The organism is Mitsuaria sp. TWR114, assembly GCF_007997345.1.
Genome location: NZ_VOSR01000063.1, coordinates 1 through 15,624, shown reverse-complemented (window position 1 = coordinate 15,624; position 15,624 = coordinate 1). Strand labels below are relative to the sequence as shown.

At 70.0% G+C, this 15,624-nt stretch carries 17 protein-coding genes; 10 read left to right on the top strand and 7 right to left on the bottom strand.

Features of this window, described 5'->3' with window-relative positions; genetic code table 11:
• The coding region (locus FUT87_RS03700; RefSeq protein ID WP_147240127.1) for a PAS domain S-box protein at positions 1-1,279 on the bottom strand (1,279 nt) is incomplete at its 3' end.
• Between the two features lie 172 nt (positions 1,280-1,451).
• Here FUT87_RS03700 and FUT87_RS03695 point away from each other — a divergent pair.
• The 5 genes from FUT87_RS03695 (at position 1,452) to FUT87_RS03675 (ending at position 6,086) form a co-directional block, all read left to right on the top strand.
• The gene (locus FUT87_RS03695) at positions 1,452-2,486 is read left to right on the top strand and encodes a TRAP transporter substrate-binding protein (RefSeq protein ID WP_091720192.1); all 1,035 of its coding nucleotides are present in this window, start codon (positions 1,452-1,454) and stop codon (positions 2,484-2,486) included.
• Positions 2,487-2,662: 176 nt separating this feature from the next.
• Positions 2,663-3,322, top strand: coding sequence for a TRAP transporter small permease (locus tag FUT87_RS03690; protein ID WP_147240128.1), 660 nt, complete (start codon positions 2,663-2,665; stop codon positions 3,320-3,322).
• Positions 3,319-4,647, top strand: a complete 1,329-nt coding sequence (locus tag FUT87_RS03685) for a TRAP transporter large permease (RefSeq protein ID WP_091720188.1) — start codon at positions 3,319-3,321, stop codon at positions 4,645-4,647. Before FUT87_RS03690 ends, FUT87_RS03685 begins: the two co-directional genes overlap by 4 nt.
• Positions 4,648-4,877: 230 nt before the next feature.
• Positions 4,878-5,690, top strand: a complete 813-nt coding sequence (locus FUT87_RS03680) for a hypothetical protein (RefSeq protein ID WP_147240126.1) — start codon at positions 4,878-4,880, stop codon at positions 5,688-5,690.
• Positions 5,691-5,699: 9 nt separating this feature from the next.
• Complete coding sequence (locus tag FUT87_RS03675; RefSeq protein WP_091720178.1) at positions 5,700-6,086, top strand: hypothetical protein; 387 nt, start codon at positions 5,700-5,702, stop codon at positions 6,084-6,086.
• Between the two features lie 9 nt (positions 6,087-6,095).
• Here FUT87_RS03675 and FUT87_RS03670 read toward each other — a convergent pair whose 3' ends face one another.
• The 4 genes from FUT87_RS03670 to FUT87_RS03655 form a co-directional block, all read right to left on the bottom strand.
• Complete coding sequence (locus FUT87_RS03670; RefSeq protein WP_186830342.1) at positions 6,096-6,905, bottom strand: hypothetical protein; 810 nt, start codon at positions 6,903-6,905, stop codon at positions 6,096-6,098.
• A gap of 5 nt (positions 6,906-6,910) precedes the next feature.
• Positions 6,911-7,798, bottom strand: coding sequence for a helix-turn-helix transcriptional regulator (locus tag FUT87_RS03665; RefSeq protein WP_147240124.1), 888 nt, complete (start codon positions 7,796-7,798; stop codon positions 6,911-6,913).
• Positions 7,795-8,196 (bottom strand): VOC family protein, encoded by a 402-nt coding sequence (locus tag FUT87_RS03660; protein ID WP_091720163.1) that lies wholly within the window; start codon positions 8,194-8,196, stop codon positions 7,795-7,797. The genes FUT87_RS03665 and FUT87_RS03660 overlap by 4 nt, the downstream gene beginning before the upstream one ends.
• A gap of 122 nt (positions 8,197-8,318) precedes the next feature.
• On the bottom strand, positions 8,319-9,152 hold the full coding sequence (locus FUT87_RS03655; RefSeq protein WP_310735096.1) for a helix-turn-helix domain-containing protein: 834 nt from the start codon (positions 9,150-9,152) through the stop codon (positions 8,319-8,321).
• Positions 9,153-9,339: 187 nt separating this feature from the next.
• Between FUT87_RS03655 and FUT87_RS03650 the strand changes: the two genes are divergently transcribed.
• Positions 9,340-9,747, top strand: coding sequence for a DUF3224 domain-containing protein (locus FUT87_RS03650; RefSeq protein ID WP_147240122.1), 408 nt, complete (start codon positions 9,340-9,342; stop codon positions 9,745-9,747).
• Between the two features lie 25 nt (positions 9,748-9,772).
• Here FUT87_RS03650 and FUT87_RS03645 read toward each other — a convergent pair whose 3' ends face one another.
• Both FUT87_RS03645 and FUT87_RS03640 read right to left on the bottom strand, forming a co-directional pair.
• Positions 9,773-9,988 (bottom strand): putative motility protein, encoded by a 216-nt coding sequence (locus FUT87_RS03645; RefSeq protein WP_091720151.1) that lies wholly within the window; start codon positions 9,986-9,988, stop codon positions 9,773-9,775.
• Positions 9,989-10,100: 112 nt separating this feature from the next.
• Entirely contained in the window at positions 10,101-10,802 is a 702-nt protein-coding gene (locus tag FUT87_RS03640; protein ID WP_147240121.1) for an SDR family oxidoreductase, read from the bottom strand.
• 378 nt (positions 10,803-11,180) lie between these two features.
• Here FUT87_RS03640 and FUT87_RS03635 point away from each other — a divergent pair, with 378 nt between their 5' ends.
• The 4 genes from FUT87_RS03635 to FUT87_RS03620 all read left to right on the top strand — a co-directional run.
• Positions 11,181-12,182, top strand: a complete 1,002-nt coding sequence (locus FUT87_RS03635; RefSeq protein ID WP_147240120.1) for an HlyD family secretion protein — start codon at positions 11,181-11,183, stop codon at positions 12,180-12,182.
• Positions 12,179-12,928: a heme ABC exporter ATP-binding protein CcmA gene (gene ccmA / locus FUT87_RS03630; protein WP_147240119.1), complete on the top strand. Its 750-nt coding sequence runs from the start codon at positions 12,179-12,181 to the stop codon at positions 12,926-12,928. Before FUT87_RS03635 ends, ccmA begins: the two co-directional genes overlap by 4 nt.
• Positions 12,928-14,112: a heme exporter protein CcmB gene (locus tag FUT87_RS03625; protein WP_186830340.1), complete on the top strand. Its 1,185-nt coding sequence runs from the start codon at positions 12,928-12,930 to the stop codon at positions 14,110-14,112. The genes ccmA and FUT87_RS03625 overlap by 1 nt, the downstream gene beginning before the upstream one ends.
• Before the next feature lie 13 nt (positions 14,113-14,125).
• Positions 14,126-15,624: PHP domain-containing protein (locus tag FUT87_RS03620; RefSeq protein ID WP_147240117.1), on the top strand; the 1,499-nt coding region annotated here is incomplete at its 3' end.

Below are 15,624 nucleotides of genomic sequence, written 5' to 3'. Positions count from 1 at the left end.
TCGCGGCCAGCGGCTGGTTGAGCTGGTGCGCCAGCGCCGAGGCCACTTCACCCAGCGTGCTCAGCCGCGCCTGATGGGCCAGCGCCTCGGTGCGGCGGCGCTCGCGCTCCTCGGTCTGCTTGCGCGCGCTGATGTCGACGATCGACCCCATCCAACCGATTTGCACGCCGTTCGCATCCACCAGCGGCGCCTCGAAGATCATCACGTCCAACTCATGGCCGTCGCGATGCATCCAGCGCGCCTCGTAGCCCTCGCGCGGCGCGCCGCCCGCCATGTTGCGCTGGTGCCGGCGCAGGCTGTCGGCCATCTCGTCAGGCAACCAGTACGGCATCGGCGGCAGGCGGCCCAGCAGCTCCTCGGCGCCATAACCCACCAGGTCGCAGAACGCGCGGTTCACATGGGTCAGGCGGCCGTCCAGGTCCCGCCCGCGCAGGCCCACCGTCAATGAATCCTCGACCGCGCGCCGCCAGGCGGCCTCGGTCCGCGCCTCGCCTTCGGCGCGCCGCACCTCGCGCATCTGCCGGCGCAGCATCGCGCTGGCCAGCGCCGACAGCAGCAGGAACACCCCCATCAGCCCCGCCGCCAGCGTGTACCACCAGGGCCGGTGCGGCACGCGCGTGTTGAGCTCGAGCCAGGTCTCGCGCATCGCGGGATCGACGCTGACGCGGTAGCTCTGCGTCCCGGGCAGCGCGATCGCATCGCCCGTCTGCGCGAGCCGCTGCCCGAGTCCGTCGACCAGGCGCACGTCGTACTTCTGCGCCAGCCACCACGGCAGCGTCTGGCGCAGCAGCGCGCTCGGCGCGAAGCGCACCACCAGCCGCCCACCCTGCGGCCGCGCCGCGCTCCAGTGCGCGGTCAGGCCGCCCTCGTCCAGGCTCACGCCACTGCGCTCCTTCGACGGCGCCGTCGCCTGCGGCACCTGCTGCGGCACATGCGCGATCACGCGGTTGTTGGCGTCCAGGACCGTCGCGCTGACCCACAGCCGGCGCAGGCCCTCGGCCACCGCGCGGTGGTTGAGCAGCATGCGGTCGTCGACCGCGCCCGGCAGCTGCTGCGCGAGCCGGTCCACCGCCGCGTGCTCCGCGTTGAGCCAGTCCGAGATGCGCGCCTCCAGCGACAGCGCGTCGGTGATCAGCGTGAGCCGTTCCTCCTCCAGGTCGCGGACGTCGCTCAGCCGCAGCCACACGCCCACCGAGGCGGCAAAGGCCAGCGCCAGCAGCAGCGGCAAGGCCCAGCTGGCGCGCTTGAGCATCTGGAGCAGTCGTCGGGACACGGCCATGGCGGCAGTCTAGGCGCTACGCGGCGCGCGGGCCGGGCCGCGGGCGCTGCGGGCTCCCCCAATGTGGAAGTCCACAACTGGCCGCGCGCAGGCCGGATTTCCACAATCCGCTCCATCCCGCAGACCGGCCCCGCGCCGGCGCCTTGGATCCCGAGAACACCAGGAGACCCCCATGTCCGCCACCTTCCATCGCCGCGCGCTGCTGTCCGTCGCGCTCGCCACCGCCGGCCTGTGCGCCGCGATCGGCACCGCCACGAGCGCCTTCGCCCAGGCGCCGATCGTGATCAAGCTGAGCCACGTCGTCGCCCCCGACACGCCCAAGGGCAAGGGCGCGCAGCGCTTCAAGGAGCTGGCCGAGGAACGCAGCAAGGGCCGCCTGAAGGTCGAGGTCTATCCCAACAGCCAGCTCTACAAGGACAAGGAAGAGCTGGAGGCGCTGCAACTGGGCTCGGTGCAGATGCTGGCGCCGTCGCTGGCCAAGTTCGGCCCGCTGGGCGTGAAGGAGTTCGAGGTCTTCGACCTGCCCTTCCTGTTCAAGGACGACGCCTCGTTCCGCAACACCACCAACACGCTGGGCATGGAGCTGTTCAAGAAGCTCGAGCCCAAGGGCATCAAGGGCCTGGCCTTCTGGGACAACGGCTTCCACATCATGAGCGCCAACAAGCCGCTGCACCACGTGGCGGACTTCAAGGGCCTGAAGATGCGGATCCAGTCGTCCAAGGTGCTGGACGCGCAGATGCGCGCGCTGGGCGCGATCCCGCAGGTGATGGCCTTCTCCGAGCTGTACCAGGCGCTGCAGTCGGGCGTGGTCGATGGCACCGAGGGCGTGCCGTCCAACTTCTACACGCAGAAGACCTACGAGGTGCAGAAGCACACGACGCTGAGCAACCACGGCCACCTGGCCTACGCGCTGATCATCAACAAGAAGTTCTATGACGGCCTGCCCGCCGACCTGAAGGCGGTGGTAGACAGCAGCGTCAAGGACGCCACCATCTACGCCAACGCGATCGCGCAGACCGAGAACCAGCAGGCGCTGGAGAAGATCAAGGCCAGCGGCAAGACCACGATCTACACGCTGACGCCGGCCGAGGTGAACGAGTGGAAGCTGGCGCTGATGCCGGTCCACAAGGAGATGGAAGGCCGTGTCGGCAAGGCCACCGTCGAGGCTGCCTACAAGGCCGCCGGCTTCGTCCCGCCGACGAGATAAGTTCCCCCCTACCGGCTGACGCCGGCCCCCCAAGGGGGCGGACCCCAGGAGCCCGGCAAAGCCGGTTCTCCGGGCTCCCGCTTGATGAGTCCGCCCGCCTGGGGCGGCGTCCTGTGTGCCGCGCCCCTGTTCTGGGCGGCGCGGCCTTCTTTTGTCTGAAGGAGATCACCATGTCGCTGAGATGGCTCGATCGATTGGAGGAGAGCCTGATCGCTTTCCTCATGGGTGCCGCGACGCTGGTCATCGCGATGGCCGTGCTGCATCGCTTCCTGGCCGGCGTGCCGCACCTGCAAGATGCCGTCATCCGCATCGACGTGAGCTGGGCGCAGGAGCTGTGCATCTACATGTTCGTGTGGATGGCCAAGTTCGGCGCCGCCTACGGCGTGCGGGCCGGCACCCACGTGGGCGTGGACGTGCTGGTGCGCAAGCTCAGGCCCGAGCACGCGAAGTACCTGGTGATCTTCAGCCTGCTGGCCGGCGCGGTGTTCACCGCGACCATCGGCACGCTGGGCGCGACCTTCGTGTGGGAGAACGGCGCGCACTACGCGTTCACGCATGCCTTCGGCATCGAGAACCCCGACCTCTTCGAAGGCCCGACCTCGCCCGACCTGGAGATCCCGACCTGGATCGCCTACTCCTGCGTGCCGCTGGGCTCCTACCTGATGTGCTTCCGCTTCCTGCAGGTGTGCTGGCACTTCATCCGCACCGGCGAGGCGCCGCACGCGGACCACGGCCACGTCGAAGGCATCGAGGATGACGTCGCCGCGGTCGGCGCGGCCAAGACAGCCGAGGAAGCCGCCAAGGGCTCGAACGGCTCGAAGGGAGATCGCGCATGAACACCCTGATCATCTTCTCGCTGCTGGTGGTGCTGATGCTCACCGGCATGCCGATCTCGATCTCGCTGGGCCTGACGGTCCTGACCTATCTCTTCACGATGACGAACGTGCCGATCGAATCGGTCGCGCTCAAGCTGTTCACCGGCATCGAGAAGTTCGAGATCATGGCCGTGCCCTTCTTCATCCTGGCGGGCAACTTCCTGACCCATGGCGGGGTGGCGCGGCGGATCATCCACTTCGCCACGACCATGATCGGCCACTGGTACGGAGGCCTCGGCCTGGCCGGCGTGCTGGCCTGCGCGATGTTCGCGGCGATCTCGGGCTCATCGGTCGCGACGGTCGTCGCGGTCGGTTCCATCATCCTGCCGGCGATGACCAAGCAGGGCTATCCGAAGCAGTTCGGCGCGGGCGTGATCACGACGTCCGGCGCGCTGGGCATCCTGTTTCCGCCGTCGATCAACCTGGTGATGTTCTCGATCGCGACGGCAGGCATGAGCGCCACCGGACCGAATGGCGAGGTGGTCGGCACCGCGTCGGTGGGCCAGCTGTTCATGGCCGGCGTCGTGCCCGGCGTGTGCCTGTCGCTGCTGCTGGGCATCACCACCTGGTACCGCGCCAAGAAGTACGACTACCCGCGCATGGTCAAGGCGACCTGGGCCGAGCGCTTCAAGGCCTTCCGCGAGAGCTTCTGGGGCCTGATGCTGATCGTCGTCGTCATCGGCGGCATCTACAGCGGCAAGTTCACGCCGACCGAAGCCGCCGCCGTGGCCGCGGTGTACGCCTTCATCATCTCGGTCTTCGTCTACAAGGACATGGGCCTGAAGGACGTGCCCAAGGTGCTGCTGAAGGCGGCGGCGATGAGCTCGATGCTGCTGTACATCATCACCAACGCGGTGCTGTTCAGCTTCCTGATGGCCTCCGAGCAGATCCCGCAGACGATGGCGGCGTGGATGTCGGCGCAGGGCTTCGGGCTGATCGTCTTCCTGCTGCTGGTCAACCTGATCCTGCTGGGCGCGGGCAACTTCATGGACCCGGCGGCGATCGTGCTGATCATGGCGCCCATCCTGTTCCCGGTCGCGGCCAAGCTGGGCGTCGATCCGGTGCACCTGGGCATCCTGATGGCGGTGAACATGGAAGTCGGCCTGTGCCACCCGCCGGTGGGGCTCAACCTCTACGTGGCGTCGGGGATCACGAAGATGGGCATCACCGAACTGACGGTCGCGGTCTGGCCGTGGCTGCTGACGATGCTGGGCTTCCTGCTCGTCGTCACCTACTGGCCAGGCCTGTCGCTGGCGCTGCCGAGGGCGCTGGGGTTGGTCGGCTGACAGTCCCCTGCAACGCCTGCCTCGCCAGGCATCGACACCGCGAAAGCGCCGACAGTCCTGTCGGCGCTTTTTTCATGGGACGTCCGAAGTGCTCCGCCGCGGCCTCCCCCCAGACTGAAGGGGTGGGCCGATTTCCCGACCGCCTTACGATTCGCCGCCGCCGAAGCCCCTGGGGCAACCGGTACTCGACCTGTTCGAAAGGAACTGCCTTGCCTTTCCGGAACCGTCTTTTGGCCGTCGGCTTGGCGGCGATGCTTGCGGGCTGCGTCAACCTGCAGGCCATCAGCACCTACGCCGAATCGGCGGCCGGCGTGGCCGGCGCCACCGATGCCGCCAAGCGCTGGCGTGATTCCGACAAGAAGCTGCGCGAGCAACGCCTCGATGGCGACGTGTGCCCCATCGGCTACACCGGCCGGCTTCCCCAAGCGCAGTTCGACGCTGCCTATGACGACGCGGAGAAGCTGCACCAGGCCATGAGCGCGTACTTCACCGCCCTCGGCGAACTCGCCTCGGACCAGTTGCCCGACCTCGCCAAGACGGCCGCCCCTTCGCTCGAGGGCATCAAGGGCGCCGGCGCCAAGGTGTCGCCCGAAGAGGAGGCCGCCGTGCAAGGACTGTTCGCGCTGCTCCAGCGGGGGCTCGACGCCTACCGCCACAAGAAGCTCCGCGAGCTGATGACGTCCTCGCATGGCGACGTCGCTCGCGTGCTGGGCCTCATGCGCAAGCTCGCCGACGTCTACGCCGAAGGCCTGCGGGGCGAACGCATCCAGGCGATCAACTTCGTGAAGTGCGAGATCGGGCAATCCGATCTCGGCGACAAGTACCTCGGCCGACGGGAGCTCGCTCGCGTTGGGGCGGACTACGACAAGGCACTGAGCGCGATCGCCACCTACAAGGCGGCACTTCAAAAGCTCGCCGACGACCACGACCGGATTCGCGGCGCGCTGGCGATGGACCGCGACGCGATGACGCGCACGCTGAAGGCGATCGCCGCGACGGCCAAGGAACTCGACAAGGCCCACGACGCCGTGGCCAAGCTCTAGGGAGGGCGCATGACCGACACGACCCTGGCGTACAGCGCCGACGAACTGGTACAGCTGGCCAAGGCCCTCGACGACATGGCCGAGGCCATGCCGGTCGGCACGCCCGGTCCCGACGGTCTGACAGCGATGCGATGGAGCCAGTCGCTCGGCGGAGCGGCGCAGAACCTGCTGTTGATGGCCCAGCGGGACTACCTCGCCGACACCACCGAGCCGCTGGCGGACATCGTCGTCACGACGAAGGAGGCCACCGCGGCGCTGGCGAAGATCAAGGCCATCGACAAGATCGTCGAGGTTGTGGGGGACGTCATGCTGCTGGCCACCGTCATCTGGCTGCAGAAATGGAACCTGGTGCTGCCGACGGTCAAGGAGCTTCGGAACGACATTCGTTCGGTGTGAGCGGGCTCGTCAGCGCCGAGGCCGCGCGCCTTTGAACCCCGCACCGGCTGGCGCAGCGGCCTTCAAGTCGTCCGCGCGGCAGAGCCATCGCGCCAGCCACAAGCCTCGACGCATGGCGTTCAACTCCTCGATGCGGGAGGTCGTGAACCGCTGGCCGGTACGCCGCTCCAGCGCCCGGAGTGCCTGGATACGAGCGAGCGAAGGACCGATCCCCGTGGTCAGCACGTAGGTCACCGCGGCGCCCAATACCGGCATGGCGAGCCAGAGCACGTCGTCGCGTTGCAGTCCGTTCAGTTGGAGCAGCAATGGCAGGTTGAGCGCCAAGGCGGCCAGGAAGGCGACCCGACCCATCGTTGGTGGACTGCCGGCGATCGGCAGCGGACGAAGTCGATGCTGCTCCAGGTCGATGATGGGCGTCAGCGCGACGGGGATGCCGTCCTTGGACGGAGACAGTCGCCGCCGCTCCGCGAGGTAGCCCAGCAGCAGTCCACCGGTGCCGATCGCCGCGGCCACGGCCACTGCGACGCCATGGAGCTCGGGCCGCCCCATTCGCCATACCAGCGAGGTGGTCGACGCCACCAGCAGGCTGCCGAAGAAGATCAACGCCAGGAAGAAGCTCCACAGCGCCTCCGCGGGCGAGAAGCGGCTTCGGTAGGTCATGTGCACGCCCGACAGCAGAAACAGCAAGCCGGTGAACGGCGCCACCGCCAGCACGATGCGCGGCGCCAGCAGGAACGCCCACATCGCCGGCACGATCACCACGCCGGCAATCGCCATGGCGACCGGCGTGCCTTTCAGGGTGGCGAGGTTGTCCGGCATGACGATCACCCCGCCCTCGCATGCCCGCGCACCGCGGTCGGCGCGAAGCCGAATCGATCGCGGAAGCGCACCGCGAATCGCGACGGCGAGTCGTACCCGACCGCCGATGCGATGTCGGAGACCGGCCGGGAGGTGGCCTGCAGCAGGACCAGCGCAGAGGCCATGCGCACATCCGCGATCAACTCGCGCAGCGTCACGCCCTCGGCCGCCAGACGGCGTCGCAGCGTGGCCTCCGACATGGCCAGCGACCGGGCGATGGCGTCGGAACTCCATTCACCGTCCAGTCGCGCCGACAGCATGGCCCGGATCCGCGCCGAGACCCTCGCGTCGTCAGGCGGCACGCGCAGCACCATGCCCGCCGCGAGCAACCAGTGCGCCACCTCCAGCATCTGCTGGCGCACCACCGCCTCGGGCCGCGACGGGTCCGGGGCGAGGCCATGCCGCGCGCGCTCGAAGGCCTCGGCCAAGCCATCCGGCACGCGGCGCAGCACCCGCGCCGGAGGCGGGGCCACCTCGGACGCGTCGGCAGAGGACTGGCGCTGCGCGGTGGCCAGGTAGTAGGGATCGTCCAGCACCGTCCCGCCGAACATGAGCCAGCGCGCCTCGTAGCGCTCGCCATCGGTGATGCGGTTGTGGAAGTCGACCGTGTGCCCGCCGGCCAGCAGCAGCACCTGGCCGGGCAAGGCCCGGACGGCGCCGCCGCGCGCGGGCTTGACCGTCTTGATGCCGCGGTCGACGACGATGACGGCCGGCCGCTCGACGCGGATGCGCACGATCTCCAGCCCTTCTCCCTGCATGACGTGCGCGGCCACGCCCAGGCCGGGCCTGACATGCAAGGTTCGGGCGAGCTCGGCGCCGGTGGCCAGGCTCGCGCTGCCGCGGGCGACGCTCAAGGCGATGTCTTCACGCGATGCAGGGCGCACAACTTGTTGCCGTCGGGGTCACGGACGTAGGCCAGGTAGAACTGCCCGAGCGAATCGACGCGCAAGCCGGGTGGCTCCTCAATCGAGACGCCGCCATGGGCCACCGCCGTGTCGTGGAAGGCATGGACCTGCTCCGGCGACGCGCAGCGGAAGGCGATGGTGCCGCCGTTGGCGAAGGTCGCGGGCTCGTCGTTGATCGGCTGCGCGATGCCCAGCGTGCCGCCGTCATGGCGGTAGAACAGGCGCTGGTGGCCGGACTTGGCCTGGTGCGGCATGGCCCCGCCCACCCCGAGCACGCCCAGCACCTGGTCATAGAAGCGCCGCGCGCGGTCGATGTCGTTGGTGCCGATGACGATGTGGTTGAACATGAACGCTCCTTGTGGATGACGCAGCCAGTGTAGGCAGCGCCGGCGCCGGCTCCTCGCCGCGTCCGTTCAAGTTCGGTGCCGATCCGATCAGGCGTCCGTCGATCAGCCTTCAGCATCGGACGTCAACGCGCCGCTGCCGGTTCGCCCGAGTCGCGATGCAGCGCGCTCACATACGCCCTCGGCGTCATGCCGACCAACTGGCGGAAGTCCCGGATGAAATGCGCCTGGTCGAAATAGCCCAGGCGCTGGGCCAGTTCGGCGTCGGGCTTCGCTTCACCGCTCTGCAGCAAGGCGAGCGCCTCATGCAGCCGGTAACGAGCGATCACCCATTTCGGACTCGCTCCGACGTAATGCCTGAAGTCCCGCTGCAAGCGACGTGCGGACTCTCCCGTCATCGTGCACAGCTGTTCGACCGAAGTGATGCCCGCGTCACGGCCTATGACGTCGACGATCTCCGCCAGCCTCGCCCCGCGCGCATCCACCACCGGCGGAACTCGCGCGCGCAGCACAGCCTCGATGCGCGTCTTCCCCGCCTCGGGAGCGTCAGCCAGCGGCGGATCCAGCAACCGATCCACATCGTCGCCCAGCAGGCCGCGGGCATCGACCTGCCGGTCCATCAGGTCGGCCGCCGGCGATCGCAGGAATGCCGGCAGCGCTCCGACCTTGAACTTGACGCCATGCACCCAACCGCGACCGGCAAGCGTCCGGTTGAAACGTGCTCGTTGGACGCCCCACAGGCGCACCGCGCCGTCTTCCACGACCAGGTGGACATTGGGATGGGGCAGCGTCGATTGAACCTGCGGCGGACATGCCCGGAGATCCCAGCTCACGAACCAGTGATGCTCGATCCAAGGCGCCAGATCGGCGCTGGGCGGCTGCTGGTCATGGTGGAAGCGCCCTGGCGCCAGTCCGGGGTAGAGAACGCCTCGCGCGCCGCGAGGGGCGTGTGCTGTCATGCGATGCCGATGTCGTGTTTTTCCTATCGCCGGGATGGCGGTTCCGGTGCAATGGGACGAAATCAACGCCCTCCCGATCACCATGCCAGCTCTTGCAACGAGTATCGCCGCGCTCCTGTCCGCAGGTTCCGCGATGGCCGCCCCGGCGCCCGAGGCCTCAGCGCCTGCCGTTTCCGCGAGTGCGCCGATGGCGCCGGCCCGCATCGCTCGCGGCCTCTTCGACCTGCGACTCACCGCCCAGCCACTGGAACCCGGCGAGGCGCCGGCTCAACCTGCCCGGACGCTGATCCACAAGCAGTTCCGCGGCGACCTCGAGGCCAGCGGCATGGGACAGATGCTGTCCTTCCGCAGCGCGACGCCTGGCTCGGCGGGCTATGTCGCCATGGAGCGCGTGGAAGGGCGTCTTGCGGGTCGCAGCGGCTCCTTCGTGCTGATGCACCTCGGCGAGATGACGCGCGGTGCGCCTCAGCTGTCGGTTCGCGTCGTGCCCGACTCCGGCACCGGCGAGCTGGCCGGCCTGAGCGGCGACATGAGCATCGAGGCCCGCAACGGACAGCACCTCTATGTCTTCACCTATCGCCTGCCCGGCGAGTAACGCGGACAGGCGCCGCGCCGCAGGATCAGGCGTAGGTGTTGATGTTCCGCCCGAGCGTGCCCTCGGTGGCCAGGGCCGGCGCCTGCGGCAAGGCGGCGAGCAGGGCGGCGGCGCCGGCTTCCTGGACGTCCATGGCCTTGCGCAGCACCAGCAGGCTGGCGGCATTGCCGGCCGTGCCCGGCGTGCCGTTGGAGGCCTGCCTGACGGCGGCGTCGACGCTGGGGGAGTTGGTGATGACCATGCAGGCACTATCGGCCGATTCCGCGCCGACTTGAGCGGAATTTCACGAAGTGGCCGCCGCTCCCGCGCCCTGCCACCTCATCCGCCACCTGGCCCGCGGCCCGAACGCCGCCTCAGACGCCGCCGCGGTAGCTGCCCTGCTCCGCCGACAGACCCGCCTTCACCGCGCGCGTCATGTCATCGGCATAGACCTCGTCCTTGCCGTCGGCCAGCGCCGCCAGCACCTGCCGGGCGACGTCCAGCGGGTCGGTCTTCGGTGCGTCGATGCCCGCGGTCATGTCGGTGTCCATGAAACCGACGTGCAGCCCCAGCACCGCCGTGCCCTGGTCCTTCAGCTCCTGGCGCAGTCCGTTGGTGACCGACCAGGTCGCCGCCTTGGACACGCTGTAGGTCGCCGCGCCGGTCAGGTTGAGCCAGCTCAGCACCGACAGCACGTTGACCACCGCGCCGCCGCCCTGTTCCTTGAGCACCGGCGCGAACGCGCGGGTCAGCTCGAGCGGCCCCACGACGTTGGTCTCGAACTCATCGCGCAGCGCGGCGATCGCCTGCTCGCCCAGCAGCGGCGAGCCGCGGGTGATGCCCGCGTTGTTGATCAGCAGCGTGACGTCACCCGCCGCCCGTACCGCCGCGGCGATCTGGTCCGGCTTGGTGACGTCGAGCCGGAGCGGCGTCACGCCGGACAGGTCGATGGACGCCGGATCCCGCGCCGCCGCGTAGATCTTCTTCACGCCGGCGGCCTGCAGCGCCTTGACGAAGCTCTTGCCGAGACCGCGATTGGCGCCGGTGACCAGCGCGACAGTGTTCTTGAAGTCCATGGTGAATCCTTGAGCAGTGGAAGAGGGTGGAGTGGCTGTTTTCAATTTCACTCGACATGAATAATGTAATGTCGACCATCATCTAAACGCCGAACCGCGCACGCCTTGCCCCTGTCGGCGGAGGGGACGTCGCCGAGCCGTGCGGACCGATGTTGGCGCTCCGGCTACTCGCGCGCGCAGCTGGCTCAGGGGCAATAATCCCGGCCATCCCGTCGTCCGGAGAAGCCGCCGATGCCCACGATGCCGCGCCGCCCGCCTCACCGCCTCTTCCGTTGGAATGGGGTCCGGATCGGTCGCCAGGCCGAGGCGGTCCGCGCGGCCGGCGCGGCGACCCCGCAGGCTCCGGAGGCTCGGGGAGCAGGTCGCGCGAATGCGGTCATGGCGCTGCTGGCCGCCACAGCCCTCGCCGCCTGCGGTCGCGAACCGCCGCCAGCCTGGTCCGGTTATGCCGAAGGCGATCCGGTCTACGTCGCGGCGCCGGTCGCGGGCCAGTTGCTCGACCTCCAGGTGCAGCGCGGCGACACCGTGGCGGCCGGCGCGCCGCTGTTCAGCATCGACGTCACCCCGATGCGCGCCGCCCGCGCCGAAGCCGATGCGCGACTCGCCGCTGCCCGCGCGGAGCAGGCCGATGCCGCCAAGGGCCGCCGTCCCGACGAGATCGCGATGAGCCGGGCCCAACTGGCACAGGCGCGCGCGCAGTCCGCGCTGGCGGAGACCGACCTGGCGCGGCAGCAGCAGCTGATCGGCCAGGGCTTCATCTCGGCGGCGCGGCTGGACGACGCCCGGGCCGCCGCGGCGCAGGCGCGCCAACGCGTGCGCGAGCTCGAGTCCTCGTTGCGCGTGGCGGAACTGCCCGCGCGCAGCGATCAGCAGGCCGCCGCGCGCGCCAATGCAGAAGCCGCCTCGGCCGCGCTCGAACAGCAGCAGTGGCGCGAAGCGCAGACCCGGCAGCGCGCGCCAACCGCCGGCCTGGTCGACGACACCTTCTATCGCGTCGGGGAGTACGTCAACGCCGGCCAGCCGGTCGTGGCGCTGCTGCCGCCGTCGCAGCGCAAGGCGCGCTTCTACGTGCCGGAACCGGAGCTGGCCTCCCTGCGCCCGGGGCAGGCGGTGCTGCTGAGCTGCGACGGTTGCGGCGCGCCGATCGCCGCGCGCATCAGCTACATCTCGCCGCAACCGGAGTACACGCCGCCGGTGATCTATTCCAACAGCCAGCGGGCGCGACTCGTGTTCCTGGTCGAGGCGCGACCCGATCCCGCGCAGGCGACGCGCCTGCATCCGGGACAGCCGCTGGAGGTGCGCCCGTCTGCGGGCGCAGCGCCTGCGACGGCCGGTGCCGCGGCGTCGACGGCATCGGCCGCTTCCGGCGGACGCCCATGACCGAGCGCAGCGCGCCGACGACGCTCCCCGGCGACGGCGCCGGGTCGTCCGCGAGCGACCTGGCTATCGACGTCCGTGGCCTGACCAAGCGCTACGGCCAGCGGACCGTCGTGGACCACGTCGACCTGCAACTCGGACGCGGGCGCATCTGCGGCTTCCTCGGCCCCAACGGCAGCGGCAAGACGACCACGATCCGGATGCTGTGCGGACTGCTCACGCCCGACGAGGGCGAGGGCCGTTGCCTCGGCCTGGACATGCGCCGGCGCGCGGCCGAGATCAAGCGCCAGGTCGGCTACATGACGCAGCGCTTCGGGCTCTACGAGGACCTCTCCATCCGCCAGAACCTGGACTTCATCGCGCGCCTGTTCGAACTCGACGCGCGGCCTCGCCGCGTGGACGAGGCGCTGGAACGGCTCGGACTGAAGACGCGGCAGGACCAGCTCGCCGGCGCCCTGTCCGGCGGATGGAAACAGCGGCTGGCGCTGGCCGCCTGCCTGCTGCATGACCCTCGCCTGCTGCTGCTCGACGAGCCGACCGCCGCGCTCGATGGCGACGGCGAGCAGGTCTTCGCCCGGCTGCTGACGGCTCACCTGGAGGCCGGTGGCCTCGCCGTCGTCGCCACCCATCAAGCGCTCGCCTTGCCGCTGCCCCGCTGCATCGCGCTGACGCTGGGTCCCGCATCCTCCCGGCCCGATCCGGGCATCGCCCCGGCGCCGGCTGCCAGCCCCATGGAGTTCGCGCCGTGATGCTGGCGCTGCTGCATCGCGACCTGCTGCTGGCGGCGCGCCGACCGGCCGATGCGCTCGGGCCGCTGGTGTTCTTTGCGCTTGTCGCCTGCCTGTTCCCGCTGGCGATCGGCCCCGATCCGGCCTTGCTGGCGGTGCTCGGCCCGGGCGTGATCTGGGTGGCGGCGCTGCTGGCGATGCTGGACCAGGCCTACGGGCTGCGTCCGGAGGCGCATCGCTGGGAAGTGCTGCCGGAGGATTTCCACGCCCGCATCGAGCTGCCCGGCCGCGTGGACCACGCGCCGGCGCTGCTGCTGGGCGCGAGGCCGCTGCTGATGCGGCTGTGCGGCTGGCTGGCGGCGCGCCATGCCGGCGCGACCGGCGTGACGCTGCACTGGGTGCACGACTCGATGCGCGCCAAGGACGCGGGCGATGGCGGATCGCTGACGATCCGCACCGCCGAGCCGATCCGCGCGCTCGAGCACTTCTGCCGGCTGATGGCCGAGCACCTGGCCAAGACGAAGCTGCTGGCGCCGGTGGGCGAACTGCGGCTGGAGGCGATCGGCGTCCAGGCCCTGACCGAGGACAGCGCCTCGCTGCTGCCCGACACGGTGCGCACCGGCGAGACGCTCTACCTGACGCTGGAGCGCATCGCCGCGCGCCTGGGCCCGGAGCGGGTGATGCAGCCGGCGCCTGGCGACGATCACCGGCTCGAATGGATGACGCGCTGGCAGCCCGCCACCGACGGCCAGCGCGCCGGCGCCTCCGGCACGGGGCGCCGCCGCCTGGCGGCGCGGCCCGCGCCGTCCATGCCCGAACCCGGCTTCCTGCTGGAGCCGCCGCTGCGCCTGGCGCTGCGCGAACACCGGCCGCATTACCAGGGCGCGCTAACGCTGCTGGTCGGTCCCGACCGCATCGAGGGCGGCTGGTGGGACCGCCTGCCGGCGCGAGCGCCAGCGGACGCGGCGGCCGGGACTGGGACCGGAGCTGGAGCTGGAGCTGGAGCCGGAGCCCGGGACCAGACCGCGCCGCCCTTCACCGCGCTCGTGCCACAGGACGACGCGGCGATGGTGGCCGTCGGCCACCGCAACGTCGTGCGCGACTACTGGATCGCGGTCAACGACAACGCGGGCGTCGTCGCCATCTTCCGGCAGCAGCTGGACGATGGTGGCAGCGCCTGGTTCCTGCATGGCGTCTACGCCTGAACGGGGTCGAACGATGACCGCCCCGCCTGCCCTGCCCGCCGCCGCACTGCCCGCGCTACCTGCGCTGCCGGACTACGCCGAACTGCGCTGCCTCAGCAACTTCAGCTTCCTCAAGGGCGCCAGCTGGCCCGAGGAACTGGTCGAGCGCGCCAAGGAACTCGGCTACCGCGCGCTCGCGATCACCGATGAATGCTCGATGGCCGGCATCGTGCGCGCGCACGTGGCCGCCAAGCAGCACGGGCTGAAGCTGCTCGTGGGCAGCCAGTTCCGCATCGACCCGCGCGACGGCGCCGGCCCAGACGAAGAGGCTCCCTTCACGCTGGTGGCGCTGGCCTGCAACCTGAACGGCTACGGCAACCTGTGCCAGCTGATCTCGCGGCTGCGGCGCTCGGCCGACAAAGGCAGCTACCGCTGCACGATCGACGACATCGGCCCCCAGGCGCTGGATGACTGCGTCGTCATCGCCTGCCCGGACCGGCATGCGGCGGCCGCGCCGCTGCTGGCGATGTCGCGCTGGCTGCTGTCGCGCTTCACCGGCCGCTGCTGGCTGGGCGTGACCCAGACCCGCGAGCTCGACGACGAAAGCCGCCTGCTGCGGCTGCGCGAGGCGGCCGCGCTGACCGAGATCCCGCTGGTGGCCGTCGGCGACGTCACCATGCATGTGCGCAGCCGCAAGCCGCTGCAGGACGTGTTGACCGCGACCCGGCTGGGCCGGCCGCTGACCGAGTGCGGCCAGGCGCTGGACCGCAACGCCGAGCGCCACCTGCGCGCGCGCGGCCGGCTCGGGCTGGCCTTCCCGGCCGCGCTGCTGGCCGAGACCCTGCGCGTGGCCGACTGCTGCGACTTCACGCTCGACGAACTGCGCTACCACTACCCCTCGGAGGTCGTGCCCGACGGCGAGACGCCGGCCAGCCACCTGCGCCGCCTGACCTACGAAGGCGCGGGCCGGCGCTGGCCCGACGGCATTCCCGCGGCGGTCAGCGAGCAGATCGAGCGCGAGCTTGCGCTGATCGAGGAACTGCGCTACGAGCATTACTTCCTCACCGTGGCCGACATCGTCCACTTCGCGCGCTCGCAGGGCATCCTGTGCCAGGGGCGCGGCAGCGCGGCCAATTCCATCGTCTGCTACTGCACCCACGTGACCGAGGTCGATCCGCAGCGGATGCAGGTGCTGTTCGAGCGCTTCATCAGCAAGGAGCGCAACGAGCCGCCCGACATCGACATCGACTTCGAGCACGAGCGCCGCGAGGAGGTCATCCAGTACCTCTATCGCAAGTACACGCGCGAGCGCGCAGCGCTGGCGGCGGTGGTGATCTCGTACCGGGTCAAGAGCGCGCTGCGCGACGTCGGCAAGGCGCTGGGTTTCGAGCCTCAGACGCTGGACACGCTGTGCGGCAACCACCAGTGGTGGGACGGTCAGACCATCGACGCGGAACGGCTGCGCGAATCGGGCCTGGACGCGAATGACCTGGCGGTGCGGCAGCTGGTGGCGATCACCTCGGAGCTGCTCGG